Below are 17815 nucleotides of genomic sequence, written 5' to 3' on the forward strand. Positions count from 1 at the left end.
TATGGCAACTGCTGAAGTATCTAATGTAAAAACGCTGAAAGTACAGCGATTTAAACCCTCTGATAATCCTGAAACGAACTGCTACACTGAAGAAAAAGGTGTTTGGGCATGGATGACTACCGTCGATCACAAGAAGATCGGTATCATGTATCTAGTGGCTGTAGCATTCTTCTTTGCCGTAGGTGGTGCGCTTGCTATCCTTCTACGTACAGAGCTGTTAACACCTGCTAAAACTTTTATTGAAGCAGATACCTACAACCAGATTTTCACCCTTCACGGTGCAATCATGGTATTCTTTGTATTGGTACCGAGTATCCCAGCTGCTCTTGGTAACTTTATCTTACCGATTCAACTTGGAGCAAAAGACGTAGCCTTCCCGCGATTAAACTTAGCTAGTTTCTACATCTATGTAGCAGGTGCTATTTTTACTTTCATCGCTTTAGCGCAAAATGGTTTAGATACCGGTTGGACTTTCTATACTCCGTATAGTACACAATCAACCACTAGTGTGATTTGGGTTACCATGGGTGTATTCATCCTTGGGTTCTCCTCTATCTTAACAGGTACCAACTTCATTACAACGGTACACAAGCTAAGAGCACCAGGTATCACTTGGGGTAAGCTTCCATTGAATATTTGGGCCTTATACGCTACTTCTATTATTCAGGTATTAGCAACTCCAGTACTTGCAATCACTGTTCTACTACTAACGATGGAGAAGTGGTTAGGCGTTGGTATTTTTGATCCTGCTATTGGTGGCGACCCTGTATTATTCCAGCATTTCTTCTGGTTCTACTCTCACCCGGCAGTATACATCATGATTGTACCTGGTTTCGGTATCATCTCTGAAGTAATCTCTACGTTCTCTAAGAAAACAGTATTTGGATACTGGGCGATTGCACTTTCATCTCTAGCAATTGCATTCATTGGTTTCCTAGTTTGGGGTCACCACATGTTTACATCAGGTCAGTCTGCGATTGCAACGACTGTATTCTCGTTCTTAACATTCTTAGTTGGTATCCCAACGGGTATTAAGATCTTTAACTGGCTAGCTACGCTCTACAAAGGGTCCATCAAGATGGACACCCCTATGATCTATGTATTTAGCTTCCTGTTTATTTTCTCTATCGGTGGTTTCACTGGTATTACGCTAGGTGCATTATCTGTAGATATTCACTTACATGATACGTACTACGTAGTTGCTCACTTCCACTATGTGATGATGGGTGGTACTTTAATTGCACTACTAGCTGGTTTACACTACTGGTGGCCAAAAATGACTGGTAAGATGTACAACGAACGATTAGCTAAAATCGGTTCTGGATTCATCTTCATCGGGTTCAACATGACTTTCCTACCGCAGTTCATTATGGGCTCGCAAGGTATGCCACGTAGATATTATAACTACATCGATCAATTCACTCCATTCCACCAAACATCAACCATTGGTTCATACATTCTTGGTGTTGGATTCTTATTGATTCTGTATTACTTATTACACTCTTTATTCAAAGGAGCACAAGCCCCAGCTAACCCATGGAATAGCCGTGGATTAGAATGGCAAGCAACTTCACCTCCTGACTTCCACAACTTCGACCATACTCCGGTAGTAATTCATGGACCATATGATTACCACCAGCCAATGGAAGAGTTCCAGTTAGGACTAGCCGTAGAGGGCAACGGACACGATTCAACTCAAGAAGTTAAAGAAGTAGTTGATAGTGAACGTGAGCAATGGAAAAACTACAGCTTAGGCTAATCTAACTAAGAAATTAACAATAAAACTAAACGCGGAAATCTAAATGTCGAATCATTCAGTAGCACACGCATCACATGTTCAGCACCACTTTGTGGATTCTGACCAGCAGTTCGATGCAGCGAAAATGGGGATGTGGGTATTCATCGTTAATGAAATTCTTTTCTTTGGCGGTTTATTCTGTGCATACATTGTCTTTAGGGCATGGTACCCCGATCTATTCACTCAAGCAGCAACCGAACTCAACACCTTTTGGGGTGCTGTTAACACCGTAGTGCTTATCGGTAGTAGTTTAACGGTAGCAATGGCCATCCGCTCGGCTCAAAAGAATCAGAAAAGAGGAATCGAGATTAACTTACTAATCACAATAGCGTTGGCTTGTGTGTTCTTAGTAATTAAGTATTTCGAGTACTCGCATAAGATTCACATTGGTATCCTTCCAGGTGAAGGTCTGTATACCTATGATGGCATCGACCATCCGCTAGCCCACGTGTTCTTTAGCATCTATTACATCATGACTGGAATTCACGCACTTCACATTATTGTGGGTATTGGACTTATGTTATGGATTTACGGCAAAGCTCGTAAAGGCGCTTTCAGCAGTGAATATTACACACATGTTGAGATCGTAGGACTTTACTGGCACTTAGTGGATGTGATTTGGATTTTCTTATTCCCACTACTTTACTTAATTGAATGATAGGAGATTTAAAATGAGCGCACACAAACACGAACATCACATTTCTTCAGCAGGTCAACTTTGGGCTATCGGTATTGCCCTAACTGTACTTACTATTCTAACTGTAGTAGTAGCAAAGTACGTTGAGATTCCTGCTCCATTCGATATCATTGTAGCCCTAACTATTGCAGTGGGTAAAGCATTCTTAGTAGCTGCTTTCTTTATGAACCTCTACTGGGACACCAAATTCAATACTATGCTATTAATTGGTGCATTTGCATTCTTCATTCTAATGGTTGCGGTAACCCTATTAGATACCTTATATCGAATTCCGGTAGTTCCTTCATTCTAACTACCTTCAACACTTTTAAAAGCTCGGTCTATTTGATCGGGCTTTTTTTGTATACAGAAGTCTTCAAATTTGTACTTTCCCACTTACTAACCAAGAGTATTTGAATTAACTATGAGTTTATCTAAAACCACCCTCGGCAATTTTGAATTATACACCATTGAAACCGGCGACTTCAAATTAGATGGGGGAGCCATGTTTGGTGTTGTTCCGAAGACTTTATGGTCGAGAGGTATACCTGCAGATGAAAATAACCGCATTCAAATGACCATGCGCTGTTTGCTCATTAAATCAAATACTACTGGCCGTGTATACCTTATCGATAATGGAGTGGGCACTAAGTTCAACGAGAAGCTACAAGCCATTTATGAAATCGATTTTAGCACACACAGTTTAGCAGCTTCATTTAAGGAGCATGGTTTTAGCTTCGATGATGTAACCGACGTTATCTTTACTCACCTTCACTTCGACCATTGTGGCGCTACTACATATTACAATGAGCAAGGGGAAGCCGAGTATACATTTCCTAATGCAACCTATCATGTGCACAAAGAACAATGGGAAACCGCAACTAACCCTAATGCACGTGAAAAAGCGAGTTTCTTAAAAGAAAACATTGATCCACTTAAGGAAACCAAGCATCTCAATTTGGTAGACGATGATGTGGTATATGAAGAAGGTTTAAGCACTATTGTTGTAAATGGCCATACTTTAGGGCAGCAACTTCCTCTTATTGAAGCGGATGGAAAGAAACTTTGTTTTGTGGCCGATTTATTAGCTACTCATGTACATGTACCTCTGCCTTGGGTAATGGGATATGATATGTACCCAGCTACTACTCTCAAAGAAAAAGAAGCCTTTCTACATCGAGCAGTAGAAGAATCAATTTATCTGTATTTAGAACATGATTACTACAAAGAGATCATCACCCTTCAGCAAGACGGAAAGAAGGTAAAAGTTGCTGATTCTCTGACATTGAATGAGCTCTAAGCGACAATAATACACTGCATTTACGGTTTTTTAGAGTAACTTAGTAGAGATTTTCTTTACTTGAACTCATGCATTCACAACCGTCGAACACAGCGATTAACTATTTCAAAAAAGCGCTTGATAAAGCATATGGAAAAATTCTGTTTCGTCGTCGTTTAAGCATCCTACTAATTTGTTCATCCGTAGTAGGTTTGGGATGGCTAATCCTAGGCTTCATTGAGCAACAATTTTTTTTAGAAGCGAGTGATAAATCTCTTTACTTCGGCTTAGTAACACTCATTACGCTCATCATTGGTTATCGAAAGTATAAGGCTCTCCCCTCTTCAACTCAGAAGAATTCATTTATCACGCACTTTGCTTACAGTACCCAACTTGAGAACATCCGATATCTATTAGATCTAGAGGATAATACCCAAGCCGACCCACTTCTTGTTCAAGCAGCTATCGAACAAAACCTCTCTACTGTAAACCGGTCGGACTTTAATAACAGCTTAGAGCACTACGTTCAAGAACAACCCATAAGCCAAACCTATACTCGTGGTGCCATTGTACTTGGAGTATTAGCTTTATGTATGCTAGGGAGTATCTTTTTGATTGGCGATGGATTGAAAAGAAGTGCACTGTTTTGGAAAAATTTCGAAGCTCCCAACCCCTACAATTATTCCATATCTCCTCAGAATATAACTCTTGAACAAGGGAATGAGTTTATTGCCACCATCACTTTTGAAGGCAACCAAATTCCTGAACAGTTAAGTTTAATGGTAAAAACTGATGTTGAAAGCTCTTTTCGCCCTATCGCTATGAATGATAGAGCTAATGGGCAGTTTAACTCAGCGCCTATTAACCTCAATAACTCCTTAAGCTATTATGTAGCAATGGACGAGTTTCAATCTGAAATTTATACGGCTACAGTTCAATTACGTCCTCGCTTCCAGAATTTGACGGCTAATCAATATCCGCCTAGCTATACCCGTTTAGATTCAACGGTAGAGTCTTATCCTTTTTCAGTGTTATCATCCTATCAAGGCTCAGAAATAGTGATAGAAGGACTACTCAATAAAGATGTAGACCAGGTTCAATTACGAAATACAAAAGATGAACTGCTAAAAGAACTAGATGGTAATTCCTTTTCTCACACTATAGCAGTAGCAGAGCCTGACACCCTCTTTTTTAAGATGAAGGATGTAGATGGGCTCACCAATAAAAATGAATTTCGATTTATCATTGATCCACTGATTGACCAATATCCTATAGCCGAAATTATTGATCCTGCTACCGATATTGAAGTCGTAGACCCTAAAGAATTACCTTTGTTATACAAAGCGAGCGATGACTTTGACCTATCACAAGCTGAACTACACTATCAGGTTAAGAAGGCCTATGTAGAAGCTATAAACACGCAGAAGATTCCTTTAACTCGCCCAAAGAACGCTGTACTTCAAAACTATAATTGGGACCTTTCAAGCTTAAATTTAAGCCCCTTAGATGAACTCACTTTATGGATTGAAGTAACCGACAATGATGGATACGCTGGCTACAAAACATCACGCTCTCGCACTATCACTTTAAAAGTACCCTCTGTTATTGATTACTTTGAGTCGTTGGATGAAAAAGAAGAGGATATACAATCAGATTTAGAAGATATCAGTGAGTCGTTTCAAGAGGTAAGTGATATCTATGAAGAGTTTAAAGAAAGCTTGAAAGAAGATGCTCAAGCTAATTATCAAGAAGAAGAACAGCTTCAGAAAGCCCAGGAGAAACAGGAAGAATTACAGAAGAAAATCGATGATTTGAACAAAGCCTTTGAGCAAATCAAAGATGAACTGAGTGAAAACAATATGCTTTCAGAGGAAACTCAAAAGGCCTATGATGAACTCAAGAATCTTATGGAAGAAATTGATGATCCTGCTCTTCGAGAAGCTTTGGAGAAATTGAGGGAAAATCTATCCCAAATGACGCCGGATCAACTTCGTAGAGCAATGGAGGAAGTGGAGTTCAATGAAGAAGATTATAAGAAACGCCTTCAACGAACCATGGAACTCTTTAAGCGATTAAAGCTTCTAGCCGACTTAGAGAAACTTAAGAAATCGTTTGAGGATCAAGCTCGCCAAGAAAGTGAGTTGGATGACACTCAATCAGCCAATGACGATTACTTCAATAAAAGAAAAGCGGATCTAAATCAGATTGAGAAACTTCAGGAGGCTATACAAAAGTTAGGCGATTATACCTCCAAGCAAAACGAAAGTGTGGTTAGTGATTACCAGCAAGCTACCACTAACACCTTAGATCAAGAAGTAGCTCAACCCATTCAAAAGGAAATTCAAGAGTTCGAAAATACAGAACTAAAGGATTCACCTTTCTCATATCAGGAACCCTATGATAGCTTAGCGGCTAAAACCACCGCTCTTATAGAATTACTCAACAAAGAGGAAGAAGAAGTTAATGTAGCGGCCCTACAGTACCTTTTGTATTCGCTCCTTAATCTGTCATTAGAGCAAGAAGACTTGGTGTTGATGGCGCAAGAAGCGGAAGATCGTAGCTTGGCCTATGTAGAGTTTGCACGGGAACAACGAAATGTAGCTGATATCTTTGAAGTACTTGCCGACTCCTTATTTGAAGTATCCAAAGCCATCCCTCAATTCTCTAATCAAATCAACCAGAAAGCAATTGAGTTGAAGGGCGAATTAGATCGCTCATTAAAACAAATGGCTGAACGAAATCAACGAAATTCATCGGTAGCCTCTAGGCAAGCGTATGCTGGAATTAATGAAATAGCTACACTGATTGCGCAACTGCTTGAACAATTGCAGAATCAGCAAAATGGAGGGGAAGGCTCAGGATCTGGTTCACCCCAAAATATGCAACAATTGCTGGAACAGATGGGTGAAATGAAAGGGAATCAGCAACAACTAAATCAGCAGATTCAAGACCTCATCAATGATATTCAAGGTGATCGATTATCAAACGAGCAGATGGATCGCTTAGACCAAATAGCTCGTCAGCAGAATGAAATCCGAAAGCAGTTACAGCAAATGCTTCAACAAGGCGACTTACAGGGCGACAAAATTGGAAGTGATTTACAGCGCATGATTGAAGAAATGGAAGACACGATCAATGATTTAAGAGGAGGTGCGGCCGATCCAACTCTTGTGAAGCGACAGCAGAATATCCTTAACAAAATGCTTGAATCCGAAAAAGCGTTGCAAGAACGTGAAGAGGAAGACGACGAACGCGAGGGAACCAACCCTACCAACCTCCAACGTGCAACTCCCCCCGAAATGACCTTAGAGGAACTGGAGAAGCAAATTCGATCTCGCTTAAACGATCCGAACTTCACAAAGTACGCACCCGATTATCAACGACTTATCGAGCGATATTTTGAATTATTGAAGAAACTGCGAGACCAAAATATTCAATTCTAAATTGATCAGTAGCCGTGAAAAGCTACACGGTTCTATTGAATTCAATTACCTTTTTATAAGCATATAAAACGGCTTCGGTTGCTTCAAATGGCGCAACTTCAGCTACATGCTTAGCCACTTCTTTAGCATTGGATGGAGCAAAGGCTTTACCAACAATTTTCAATGCCGGTACATCGCCCCCCGTATCCCCAATGTAAGCAGTCTCTTGTAAGCCTAATCCCAACTGCTTGCACAACATTTTAATGCCCTCGCCTTTATTTGTGGCTTTCGAGATCACATTAATCGATACATCGGTATAATGTACTTCTAGATTAGGGTATTTTTCTTGAACAAAGCTTTCCACTAATGGCAGCATGGCTTCAATCTTCTTAGGGTCTGGATTGATTAATCCTGCATCCGTGTGCTTAGCAAATTCAGGAATGGTCTCATCAAACTTAGAAACACACTCCTTTTGAAGGAACTCTTTAACGGATTGGATGTCTGCAAGGCGCTTTTTCGTAAATAAAGAATGCCAAGTTAAGGAATTCGACTGCGCATCATACATCCCTCCACCACTTTCAAACAAAAACGGCAATCTCATCCCCATCCATTGATGAATGGCTTCAGCATAAGGCAATGGGCGTCCCGTACAAATGGTGATAGGAGGAACGGTCGGATCAGATTGGCTGAGCTCATTGAGGGCTCTTATCTCATTGAGTGCATCCCAATTAGGAAGTTCAAAGGGTATACTCATGCAGCCATCTAAATCAGTAATAAATAATTTAATCATGCCCGTTTTTTCGGTAAGTAGGAATGATGTAAGAAACGGCAAAACAACAGAGCGCTAAGGCCGCCATCCATTGGTACTGATTTTTATAGTCGGCATACTCCTGGCTTGAAAACTCTCCCTTTTCCAGTTCATCCACTCGTGCCAAAAAAGCATCAATGCCATCATTCCCGCGTTCAATTGCGTAATAAGTACCGTTCGAACGATTCGCAATCTGACGTAACACATCGCTTTGAAGTGAAGTCGTTACAATTTTACCTTCTCGATCTCTTTTATACCCAATCAGCTTCCCTGTACTGTTTTCATACAATGGAATGGTTGTTCCTTCATTCGTCCCGATGCCTAAAGTGTAAACTAAGATGTTGTTATCAATCAATTGCTCTAAAGACTCATCAAAAGCCTGACCGTGGTCTTCCCCATCTGAGATGATTAATAACACCTTGGCTGCTTCTTCGGTATTCTCTTCTAACGACTGAAATGCCGTGAGTGCCGTTTCCATAGCCGAGTTGAAATCAGTAGCTGAACTAGGCATTTGGTCGGTATCCGCAATCTCAAGGAAGAGTTTTAAGGCTGAGTAGTCTAAGGTCATTGGACTTTGAAGATAGGCTTCACCTGTAAAAACCACGAGTCCTACCCGGTCGCCTTTCAAGCGTTCAATCAACCTGCCAATTTCAAACTTGGCTTTCTCCAACCTACTAGGGCGCACATCCTCAGCATTCATACTGGCCGATAGATCTAATGCGATTAACATATCCACCCCTTGTCGTTTTACTTCACGTACTTCGGTACCAATTTTTGGTCCTGCCATAGCAAGTACTAAAAAAGCAAAACCGACGATAAAAAAGGTATTTTTAAGTGGATCAGACGGCTTCCAATAGCCTAAACGTAGCTTATTGAATAATTCCTCGTTGAAGAAACGTGCTCTCTTTTTCTCTAATGCACGTAGGCGCAACCAGATTCCTACAACGAATACAGGGATCAATAATAAAAGCCATAAATAATGGGGAGATTGCCAGATCATAATGTGGTTTCAGCTGTAGATTAATGCTTCATCGGGATGTTAGTATTCTATTTATCGCAACGCAACACTGCAGGGATAAACTTACATCAATTAATGTTAACTAAGAAGGCATTCACTCAATAAGCACCACTTGAACATCCATCCAGTTTTTGCCCGTAGCACCTACCTGTATGTGCGTATTTAATGCTTTGTGGAAGTGATAGGAATCGTTGTTTTGAAGATAACGCTCTGGCTCAATCTTTTTCTTTCGAGCCTCCAAAATGGTAAAGCTATTAATGATAGCACCCGATACCTCCGTTGGTCCGTCAATGCCATCAGTATCCATGCTTAACAATGAAATTGCATGTTGACCTTCCACCGAAAGTGCCGCCATTAATGCCAATTCTTGATTCCGCCCACCTTTACCATCACCTTTCACCTTCACGGTACATTCGCCATTAAATATGAGTGCGACCGGTTTTTTCAAAAGATCGTTACCGCTCAAAACCTGAATTGCTCTGCTACATATTTTTTTAGACACCGCCATCACTGATCCTTCATACGGTTCGCTATTTACCCAAGTAGTATAACCCTGCTTTTTTAGGAATTGAGTGATGCTAGCAATACTCATATCCCTCTCGTTGATGAGATGAACCGTGTTCATAAACCTAAACGCGTTCATAATCTTCGGGTTCTCCGGGATAATCCCTTCCACTCCACAAATCAGATGCTCTTGAATACAAACGGGTACCTCTTCCCAAATCTCATGTTGCTTCAGCAACTGAATGGCATCTATATAACTAGTAGTATCAACTATGGTTGGGCCACTGCCTATGGTAGAGTGATCATGATCAGGCACATCAGAATCAAGAATAGTGGTAATGTATGCACCTTGAAAAACCTCGAGTAACTTTCCCCCTTTCACATCACACACGTGCTTACGAACGGTATTCATTTCATGAATATTCATCCCTGATTGTAAGAGCAAGGCATACAGTTTTTGAATCTCTTCAAGTTCGATTCCAAACGGAGGAATCGTGAACATGGATGAGGCGCCACCGGTTACACAAACCACAAGGTGTTCATGAGGAGCTACTTCTTTCACAAACTGTTGTACCTCATATGAGGCCGCCACCGTCTCATCATTGGGATATGGGTGAGCACCTTGGAAGCATTGAATGTTTGGACCGATCATTCCGTCCTTATGTCCAATCACCAATCCATCTATAATCTGCTTTGGATAAGCCTGATAGATACTTTGAACTAAAGCCTCAGCTGCCTTACCAACACCCACTATTTTAAAAGTCGAATACTTCTCCAATCCCAAAGTTGTAGGATCAAAATCCACATTGCTATCTGCAATTAGGTCTGCGGTTTGGCTAAGAATTTTATGTTGCTTGGAGAGAGTTTCCTTCATGCTGATCGGTAGTGCGCTGTTTCTTTTCAATAAAGGCTAAAACTACCATAAAAAGAGAAGAAAGTGGAAGAAAATATATACTCGACATATCAGCAATTTGGAGGGCCATGGGATGCCCTTGCACTCCGAAATAAAAGGCACTTGCAATGATTACCCCAAAGAATATCTGTACCGCAGATTCTATGAAATAAAACTTTCTTGTCGCATCAATGAGTATCAACCCAATCACTCCAATAAAGAAATTCATCCCAAAAGGTACACGGGCTTTGGCGCGTTCACCGTTGGTGGTGTTTATTACGGTTATCCCTCTATTTCCCTGTTCATATACCGAAATAGGTTGTTTTATCACTTCTAAGGAATTCTTTGTAATGAATGTCATGGTCGTTTCTCTTACAGGAATGAGCACGGTAAAATACAGAGCTACAAAGGCAATGAGCTTAAGTAATTTGAATAACCAGCGTTTAAGCATTTTTAAATGCCTGCTCATTGAAATTCACCCAAATCATCCATAATCCAAAAATGATAAAATAGAATATGGCCGTTGTAGTGTAATCGTGAAAGAAATCAAAAACTTGAGGCCACTCTTCCTGAGTGATAACCAAAACGGTTATGCGAACTATATTTGAAACATAGATGGCTAAAACACCCAGTATTACATAACTCAGTTTTTTAATCGCATCACCAGGGAAGGCCACCATAAACCCTAGGAATAATCCCATTGGAGCTATTCCGTTACATCCATCTACAATTTCAACACCGGGGGTACCAAAAATACCCACTACTCTATTATAGCTGATGATATCATAACCAAACGACTGAAGGAGTCCTTTACTTATGCCGATTACATTCAACGAAAGCCATTCATCTAACCGACCATCAGGCAGTAGCCATAGCTCATAGATGATGTACCATATAATAAAAAAGCCGACCGCTTTTAAGATGAATAAAGTTAGTGGTGAAAGCTTCATAAATACTCAATTTTAAAAAATAACTTACCTATAATAACAGTTTATTATTCAAAGGAAAATCATGTATTTTTTAGGCTTTGGAAAAACTAGGACTCATTTAATGATCAGAACACTCGCACTATTATTTTTCACAATCATATTTTCATTTACTCTATTAGCTCAGGATATATCTAGCATAGATTTCAAGAATTTAAAAGCCGATGATTTAAGTGATCAGCAGATACAGCAGATCTATGAACGTGCGCAAACTCAAGGCTTATCTATTCAAGAAGTAGAAGCTATGGCAATGGCTCGTGGTATGTCGTCGGTGGAAGTAGCTAAGCTACGAGCTCGATTTTTGGGGCTCCAATCAGGCATTAATGCGCCTTCCACGGAATTAAACCAAAGCGAAGACCGACTTCGAGATACCGACGACGATACTCTCATACAACGTGATAGTACCGACCTTTCCGACCCAAATTCGAATAAAATCTTTGGTTCAGACCTGTTTAATAATAGTCGATTGACCTTTGAGCCATCTCAAAACATTCCGACTCCAAAAAATTATGTATTAGGCGCAGGAGATGAACTCATTATTGATATCTATGGGGCTGCTCAAAACAACTATGCGCTTACCATATCTCCAGAAGGCACCATTTACATCCCAAGCATTGGACCTATTGCTCTGAGTGGGTTGAGTATTGAAGAGGCTTCGAATGTGATAAAATCACGTTTATCCTCTATCTATTCCGGATTAAAAGGATCGAAAAAAGATACCTATGCTCAAATCAGTTTAGGAAAAGTTCGCACCATTAAAGTGCATATGGTAGGAAACCTCCAAGTACCAGGCACTTATAGCATTTCCTCCCTTTCTACCGTGTTTAACGCCCTATATGCTGCGGGTGGACCTTCAAAAAACGGGACTTATAGAAGTATAAAAGTAATTCGAGGCGGTAAAGTAATTCAAGAAGTGGATCTTTACGACTTTCTCGTGGATGGAAATCAAACGTCTAATATTGTTCTTCAAGATCAGGATATCGTCAAAGTGGATCCCTATGTATATAGAGTGGCACTAAATGGTGAAACTAAACGAACAGGTTTATTCGAAACACTGCCTGATGAGACATTTGCAGACCTATTGTCTTTTGCCGGAGGATTTGGCCAACAAGCCTATACACAGCGAATCAAAATCCGAAGAAACACTCCTACGGAACGAAGTATCATTGAGCTTGAATACCCAAATGAAGCCGATACTCCACTTAAGACCGGGGATCAAGTTACGGTTGGTGAAATCCTAGAGCGTTACAGTAACCGTGTTGAAATCCAAGGTGCGGTGTACCGTGAAGGGGAATACCAACTAGAAGAAAACCCAACTTTATACACTCTTATTCAAAACGCAGATGGTTTGATGGGTGACGCATATATGGAGCGTGCCATCGTGTATAGAACGCGCAACGATCTTACCGTTGAAAGTATCCCAGTTAACCTCAGTAAGTTGATGAATGAACCAGAAGCTTATGATATTGACCTTCAGAAAGATGACATCGTAAATATCGCCTCCATCTTTGACCTCAGAGAAGAAGAGACTATTACCATTTCTGGTGAAGTAAACGAAACCGGTACCTTCCCCTTCATCAAAAATATGACTTTAAAAGATCTCATCTTCCAAGCAAAAGGATTTACAGAAGGGGCTGCCAATTATAATATCGAAGTCGCACGACGTATTCTTGACGATGGATCTGGACAAGTACGTAATGAGCTTGCTGAAATCTTTATTATTGAAGTAAGAGAAGGACTTATTCTCTCCTCTTCCAATCCTGAATTTAGTTTACAGCCTTATGATCAGGTATTTGTGCGTAGCTCACCTACCTATGTAAAACAACAAAGTGCAACCATTCTTGGTGAAGTAGTATTCCCAGGTTCATACGCTCTTAAAAATAGAGAATATCGTGTATCTGATTTGATTGAAAGCAGTGGTGGGATCACTGAATTTGGGTATATCCCTGGAGCTACCCTAAACCGACCTCGAGTGAATGATAGTACATCAGTAGTGGCAATTCGCTTAGAAGAGATTTTAGCCAATCCAGATGGCGAACAAGATCTCCTTCTACAACCAGGAGATATTTTACGTATCCCTAAAAAGCTTGAAACTGTCTTAGTGGATGGAGAGGTACTCTTCCCTTCTAACATTCGATTCGACGACAATAAATCATTTAGAAGCTATATCAACTCTGCAGGTGGAGTATCAGATTCTGCAAATACGAAGAAATCATACATTGTGTATGCCAATGGTGAAGTAAAGCGTATGAGGAAGTTTTTGTTCTTCAAAAAATATCCTAATGTAGAGCCGGGTAGTAAAATCATCGTTCCTAAAAAACCTGTGGTTGATAAGATGACGACTGGTGAACGAGTCGCTATTTACTCAACCATTGTTTCACTAGCAGCTATTGTAACCAACACGATTTTCCAAATTAGGCGAAATTGATTTATTGACTCTAAGCTAATTGGTCCGACGGTTTAGCCGTCGGCACCAATGGTAAAAGCCCCTGGCATTTGTTATCCTTGGTCTTAGTAGCATTAAACAACCTCTTCCTCGTATCTATGGCCATCCTTCGATACAAGACTAGGTCATCCTTGTAGATGTTAGGTAATTCGATGACGTCTTTGATGGGTATTTGGGTGGCAGAGTAGACATAAAAAGAAGCTGTCACCCTGAGCCGAGGAATTCTAACAATGCCTCTTGGTTGGTTGCGAAGGGTCTCAAACCCTGAACTAGCTTTGGCTAGTGTGTTAACTTGAGATCCTTCGCGTTTGCACCCTTGATCCTCATCACAGCCTTTCCTACTCAGGATGACAGCTATTTTGTTTGGTTGGTTATATAAGTTAAATAGATACGTTGTTAATCATCTCTAGAAAAAGAGAAGAATAACCTAAGATTCCCTGTCTGACGAACCATCGGCATGGATACATATCAACGTTGAAATCAGAATCCGATGGGAGGAGTTTGGAATCTTATTGACTTTTTGGGCACTTTTGGGTCAAGCCAAAAGTGTCATCACTTTAAGGCAAATATAGATATCTCTTATTCTTTCTCTTTATTCCGATGTTTAGGATGACGACGTTGTTGGGTGTTGGGTGTTGGGTCTCAGAAAAGAGTAAACTGGTAATTAATAGATAATACTAAATGGCTCCAACGATCTCCGCCGTTGGAATTGAGCAGGAATCGCCTTCATTTTGCACAGCGTCAGAGAAGCAGAACATGCGCCAAGTCAGCCAGTTGGCGGATGAGGAATTGTATGTTGTGCCTGGCGCGGCTAAGGAAGGCCCGAAGCAATTCCTGGCGGTGGTTTTTGCTCCCCTTTTGTCCAAACAAAAGGGGAAGAGGGAAAGTTATTGTGGCTAAGAAGCCTAAGAAAGATCCTGAATCACGCTACACTTCGTTCTGCTGTTCAGGATGACGTCGTTGTTGGTTGTTTGGTTGGCAGAGTAGACATAAAAAGGAGCTGTCACCCTGAGCCGAGGAATTCTAACAATGCCTCTTGGTTGGTTGCGAAGGGTCTCAAACCCTGAACTAGCTTTGGCTAGTGTGTTAACTTGAGATCCTTCGCGTTTGCACCCTTGATCCTCATCACAGCCTTTCCTACTCAGGATGACAGCTTTAATTTCGATCTCTAGACTTCTCGTTTCACACGAAGTGACAAAGTTTATTGCAAAATTCCACCATAAATTTATTGGTCATCCTGATCCGCCGGTAGATGGAGAAGAATCTTGTGGGATAATAGCACCAGTTTAACAATCTACCAAGTGCCGCAAACAACATCCCCATGTCCCTTGGTATAAAACTATACAGTGAATGGACAACCTAATCACCTACCCCCTAAGATCCTTCGCTCCGCTTAGGATGACACTTTTAATAATTTCGTCATCCTGAACTTGATTCAGGATCTGTAATGGAAACCTCTTTGAAATGTTTAGGCTTTTCTCAACGCTTCGTGCAACAACCATTTTACACAATCATAGCCAATTTAAAATCCTGTCCGCCAGCTGGCGGATCGCCGTTCAGGATAACGAACTTCTTAGGAGTTTAATTAATAGGTTAAAATCTTCATTATCCCTTTCCTCGTGTCAAAGATCCCCCATCGATACGAATCTAAATTGATAAATTTATACGTATTTATACTTATAATTTTATTCGTAAATATCAGTATTTATACTTTTTAAGTATAAAATTTCTTGCTTTTATATACAAAATGCCTTACAAATTTAATTAACCGCAATAAGCGGTTTAATTAAATCAGGAGAAATCATGTCTATCATTATAAAACTCATTAAAGGGTTTGTGGGATTATTCTCTACAATTTTATTAGTTAGTTTGACAATATTTACATTTCAGTCATGTACTAATAACTTATCTGACTCTAATACTAATAAAAATTTAGCTATTGAAAATTTCACATACCACATAGAGCAAAACAGAAATCAACTAGAACAATTAAATCATAAAATCCTAGATTTTGAATCTAAGGATATAAACTATCGTGCAGATCCTGCGTTAAATTTTGAAATGGAAAGTACTTTAAAGCCTATATATCAAAGTAGTATAGAATTATTACATACTTATGGTTTTACAGATAAAGATTTTGAAGATGAAAATTTCAAAATTAATGATCCCCGAATAATTTATATGGCATTTACTATTGTTGAAATGGAAAATTATCTTAAATCCAATCAATCATTCGGCAGCGTATTTAGCAGCCTTTGTGCCACTGATGCATATGCATCAGAATTTTGGGACTGCGCTAAGCGAGCTATAGGAATTGAAATAGCTATAGAACTATTAAGACATAGAAGTATGGCCACTATCAGTGGAAGAAAATTGCTAATAAAAACATTTACCAAAATAGGTGCTCGGTACCTAGGATGGATTGGCGTTGGAATTGCTACCTATGATTTTGTTGACTGTATGTTTTTTGATTAATAAATAATGGTGAATAATATGGTAGGAAACATATTCTTGGGTGTGCTTCTAGTTTATTCAATTATTGAATATTTCAATTCAAAAAAGAATAAAAATGTTAGTTCACAAGATTTACAATTATCATTAATTGTCATCGCAACAATCACATATGTGATTGTGTTCAGAATGACCTAATCACAACAATTCTTGTACTGAATTCATCAGTTGAATTACTGGTACTCCCACTCTAGCAAACACTAATCCCCTTCAATAAAACAAAAAAAGTCCTGCAGCTATGCTACAGGACTTTTCATATCAAATAACCTACCTCAATCAATCCTTACCAAAAAGATCTCGGGTATACACCTTAGATTCCACATCTTCGATTTCATCCACCATACGGTTGGCAACAATCACGTCCGACATTTCCTTAAAAGCCTCTAAATCTCTAATCACTCTAGAATGATAAAACTCATCCTCTTTTAAGTAAGGCTCAAACACCACCACTTCAATACCCTTGGCTTTAATACGCTTCATGATACCTTGTATGGCACTGGCTCTGAAATTGTCCGAACCCTGCTTCATCACCAATCTATAGATACCAACTACATTTGGGCTTTTCTTTATAATCTGCTCTGCTACAAAATCTTTCCGAGTTCTATTCGCATCTACAATAGCCCGAATCAGATTATTTGGAACATCCTTAAAATTAGCCAATAGCTGCTTGGTATCTTTTGGTAAGCAATAGCCCCCGTATCCAAATGATGGGTTGTTATAATGATCCCCAATTCGAGGATCTAGTCCCACTCCCTCTATCACTTGCACCGTACTTAGATCATGGGTCTCACAATAAGAATCCAATTCATTAAAGTAGGCCACACGCATCGCTAAATAGGTATTCGAAAATAACTTAATGGCCTCAGCTTCGGTTGCATCGGTATACAGAACGGGAATCTCCTCACGAGGCTTTTCTGCCCCTTCAATGAGCATTTCTGCAAAGATTTCCGCTCTTTTAGAACGCTCTCCTACTACTATTCTTGATGGGTAAAGATTATCGTACAATGCTTTACCTTCACGTAGAAACTCTGGGGAGAAAATGATATTCTCTGTATTAAATTTAGCTTTTGCTGATTCTGCATAACCCACTGGTACGGTCGACTTAATGACCATTACCGTAGTTGGATTAATATCCAGCACTTGTTGAATAACGGCTTCTACCGATGAAGTATCAAAGTGATTGGTCTCAGGATCATAATTGGTTGGAGTAGCAATTATCACATAATCCGCATTTCCATAAGCCTCTTTCGCATCCAGTGTAGCTTTTAAAGAAAGCTTTTCTTCCTTTAAAAATTTTTCAATCTCGGCATCACTAATAGGTGAAATACCTCGGTTAATTTGATTTACCTTTTCTTGAATAATATCTACAGCTGTCACTTCATGATGACGGGCTAATAATACTGCTAAAGACAGCCCCACATAGCCTGTCCCTGCTACTGCAATTTTCATAATTAATTTAATTTTTAGATAAAGAT

The 17815-nt window shown here is 39.8% G+C and carries 14 protein-coding genes; 8 read left to right on the forward strand and 6 right to left on the reverse strand.

Annotation, left to right across the window (positions count from 1 at the left end; genetic code table 11):
- The first annotated feature begins 1 nt into the window (after nucleotide 1).
- From ctaD to B155_RS0104725, 5 genes are all read left to right on the forward strand, one after another.
- Nucleotides 2-1759 (forward strand): cytochrome c oxidase subunit I, encoded by a 1758-nt coding sequence (gene ctaD, locus B155_RS0104705; protein WP_018127091.1) that lies wholly within the window; start codon nucleotides 2-4, stop codon nucleotides 1757-1759.
- A 43-nt stretch (nucleotides 1760-1802) separates the two neighbouring features.
- The gene (locus B155_RS0104710; protein ID WP_018127092.1) at nucleotides 1803-2456 is read left to right on the forward strand and encodes a cytochrome c oxidase subunit 3 family protein; all 654 of its coding nucleotides are present in this window, start codon (nucleotides 1803-1805) and stop codon (nucleotides 2454-2456) included.
- A 13-nt stretch (nucleotides 2457-2469) separates the two neighbouring features.
- On the forward strand, nucleotides 2470-2787 hold the full coding sequence (locus B155_RS0104715; protein ID WP_018127093.1) for a cytochrome C oxidase subunit IV family protein: 318 nt from the start codon (nucleotides 2470-2472) through the stop codon (nucleotides 2785-2787).
- 111 nt (nucleotides 2788-2898) lie between these two features.
- On the forward strand, nucleotides 2899-3774 hold the full coding sequence (locus tag B155_RS0104720) for an MBL fold metallo-hydrolase (protein ID WP_018127094.1): 876 nt from the start codon (nucleotides 2899-2901) through the stop codon (nucleotides 3772-3774).
- 68 nt (nucleotides 3775-3842) lie between these two features.
- Nucleotides 3843-7196 (forward strand): hypothetical protein, encoded by a 3354-nt coding sequence (locus B155_RS0104725; RefSeq protein WP_018127095.1) that lies wholly within the window; start codon nucleotides 3843-3845, stop codon nucleotides 7194-7196.
- Between the two features lie 22 nt (nucleotides 7197-7218).
- Here B155_RS0104725 and B155_RS0104730 read toward each other — a convergent pair whose 3' ends face one another.
- The 5 genes from B155_RS0104730 to xrtX all read right to left on the reverse strand — a co-directional run bounded on the left by B155_RS0104730 (nucleotide 7219) and on the right by xrtX (nucleotide 11347).
- On the reverse strand, nucleotides 7219-7965 hold the full coding sequence (locus B155_RS0104730; RefSeq protein ID WP_018127096.1) for an HAD hydrolase family protein: 747 nt from the start codon (nucleotides 7963-7965) through the stop codon (nucleotides 7219-7221).
- A complete protein-coding gene (locus B155_RS12990) occupies nucleotides 7958-8983 on the reverse strand; it encodes a vWA domain-containing protein (protein WP_051069960.1) in 1026 nt (341 codons plus the stop codon). The genes B155_RS0104730 and B155_RS12990 overlap by 8 nt, the downstream gene beginning before the upstream one ends.
- Before the next feature lie 112 nt (nucleotides 8984-9095).
- Complete coding sequence (locus B155_RS0104740) at nucleotides 9096-10379, reverse strand: glycerate kinase type-2 family protein (protein ID WP_018127097.1); 1284 nt, start codon at nucleotides 10377-10379, stop codon at nucleotides 9096-9098.
- Complete coding sequence (locus B155_RS0104745; protein WP_018127098.1) at nucleotides 10351-10848, reverse strand: hypothetical protein; 498 nt, start codon at nucleotides 10846-10848, stop codon at nucleotides 10351-10353. Before B155_RS0104745 ends, B155_RS0104740 begins: the two co-directional genes overlap by 29 nt.
- Nucleotides 10841-11347 carry an exosortase X gene (gene xrtX / locus B155_RS0104750; RefSeq protein ID WP_018127099.1) on the reverse strand — a complete coding sequence of 169 codons (507 nt, stop codon included), beginning with the start codon at nucleotides 11345-11347 and terminating at the stop codon, nucleotides 10841-10843. The genes B155_RS0104745 and xrtX overlap by 8 nt, the downstream gene beginning before the upstream one ends.
- A gap of 100 nt (nucleotides 11348-11447) precedes the next feature.
- Here xrtX and B155_RS0104755 point away from each other — a divergent pair, with 100 nt between their 5' ends.
- From B155_RS0104755 to B155_RS0104770, 3 genes are all read left to right on the forward strand, one after another.
- Nucleotides 11448-13811 carry a polysaccharide biosynthesis/export family protein gene (locus B155_RS0104755; protein WP_018127100.1) on the forward strand — a complete coding sequence of 788 codons (2364 nt, stop codon included), beginning with the start codon at nucleotides 11448-11450 and terminating at the stop codon, nucleotides 13809-13811.
- A 699-nt stretch (nucleotides 13812-14510) separates the two neighbouring features.
- On the forward strand, nucleotides 14511-14729 hold the full coding sequence (locus B155_RS13905; RefSeq protein WP_018127101.1) for a hypothetical protein: 219 nt from the start codon (nucleotides 14511-14513) through the stop codon (nucleotides 14727-14729).
- Nucleotides 14730-15632: 903 nt separating this feature from the next.
- Complete coding sequence (locus B155_RS0104770; RefSeq protein WP_018127103.1) at nucleotides 15633-16304, forward strand: hypothetical protein; 672 nt, start codon at nucleotides 15633-15635, stop codon at nucleotides 16302-16304.
- A gap of 312 nt (nucleotides 16305-16616) precedes the next feature.
- Here the strand turns inward: B155_RS0104770 and B155_RS0104775 are convergent, their stop codons facing one another.
- Entirely contained in the window at nucleotides 16617-17789 is a 1173-nt protein-coding gene (locus tag B155_RS0104775) for a nucleotide sugar dehydrogenase (protein ID WP_018127105.1), read from the reverse strand.
- Nucleotides 17790-17815: the final 26 nt, after the last annotated feature.

Origin of the sequence: Balneola vulgaris DSM 17893 (assembly GCF_000375465.1) — a bacterium.
Lineage (GTDB): Bacteria > Bacteroidota > Rhodothermia > Balneolales > Balneolaceae > Balneola > Balneola vulgaris.

Bases quoted from the DNA above. Each gene is read 5' to 3' on its own strand.
- B155_RS0104710 (WP_018127092.1), top strand. From the start codon at position 1,803: ATGTCGAATCATTCAGTAGCACACGCATCACATGTTCAGCACCACTTT.
- B155_RS0104720 (WP_018127094.1), top strand. From the start codon at position 2,899: ATGAGTTTATCTAAAACCACCCTCGGCAATTTTGAATTATACACCATT.
- B155_RS0104730 (WP_018127096.1), bottom strand. From the start codon at position 7,965: ATGATTAAATTATTTATTACTGATTTAGATGGCTGCATGAGTATACCC.
- B155_RS0104715 (WP_018127093.1), top strand. From the start codon at position 2,470: ATGAGCGCACACAAACACGAACATCACATTTCTTCAGCAGGTCAACTT.
- B155_RS13905 (WP_018127101.1), top strand. From the start codon at position 14,511: ATGGCTCCAACGATCTCCGCCGTTGGAATTGAGCAGGAATCGCCTTCA.
- xrtX (WP_018127099.1), bottom strand. From the start codon at position 11,347: ATGAAGCTTTCACCACTAACTTTATTCATCTTAAAAGCGGTCGGCTTT.
- B155_RS0104740 (WP_018127097.1), bottom strand. From the start codon at position 10,379: ATGAAGGAAACTCTCTCCAAGCAACATAAAATTCTTAGCCAAACCGCA.
- B155_RS0104745 (WP_018127098.1), bottom strand. From the start codon at position 10,848: ATGCTTAAACGCTGGTTATTCAAATTACTTAAGCTCATTGCCTTTGTA.
- B155_RS0104770 (WP_018127103.1), top strand. From the start codon at position 15,633: ATGTCTATCATTATAAAACTCATTAAAGGGTTTGTGGGATTATTCTCT.
- B155_RS0104755 (WP_018127100.1), top strand. From the start codon at position 11,448: ATGATCAGAACACTCGCACTATTATTTTTCACAATCATATTTTCATTT.
- B155_RS0104725 (WP_018127095.1), top strand. From the start codon at position 3,843: ATGCATTCACAACCGTCGAACACAGCGATTAACTATTTCAAAAAAGCG.
- B155_RS12990 (WP_051069960.1), bottom strand. From the start codon at position 8,983: ATGATCTGGCAATCTCCCCATTATTTATGGCTTTTATTATTGATCCCT.
- B155_RS0104775 (WP_018127105.1), bottom strand. From the start codon at position 17,789: ATGAAAATTGCAGTAGCAGGGACAGGCTATGTGGGGCTGTCTTTAGCA.
- ctaD (WP_018127091.1), top strand. From the start codon at position 2: ATGGCAACTGCTGAAGTATCTAATGTAAAAACGCTGAAAGTACAGCGA.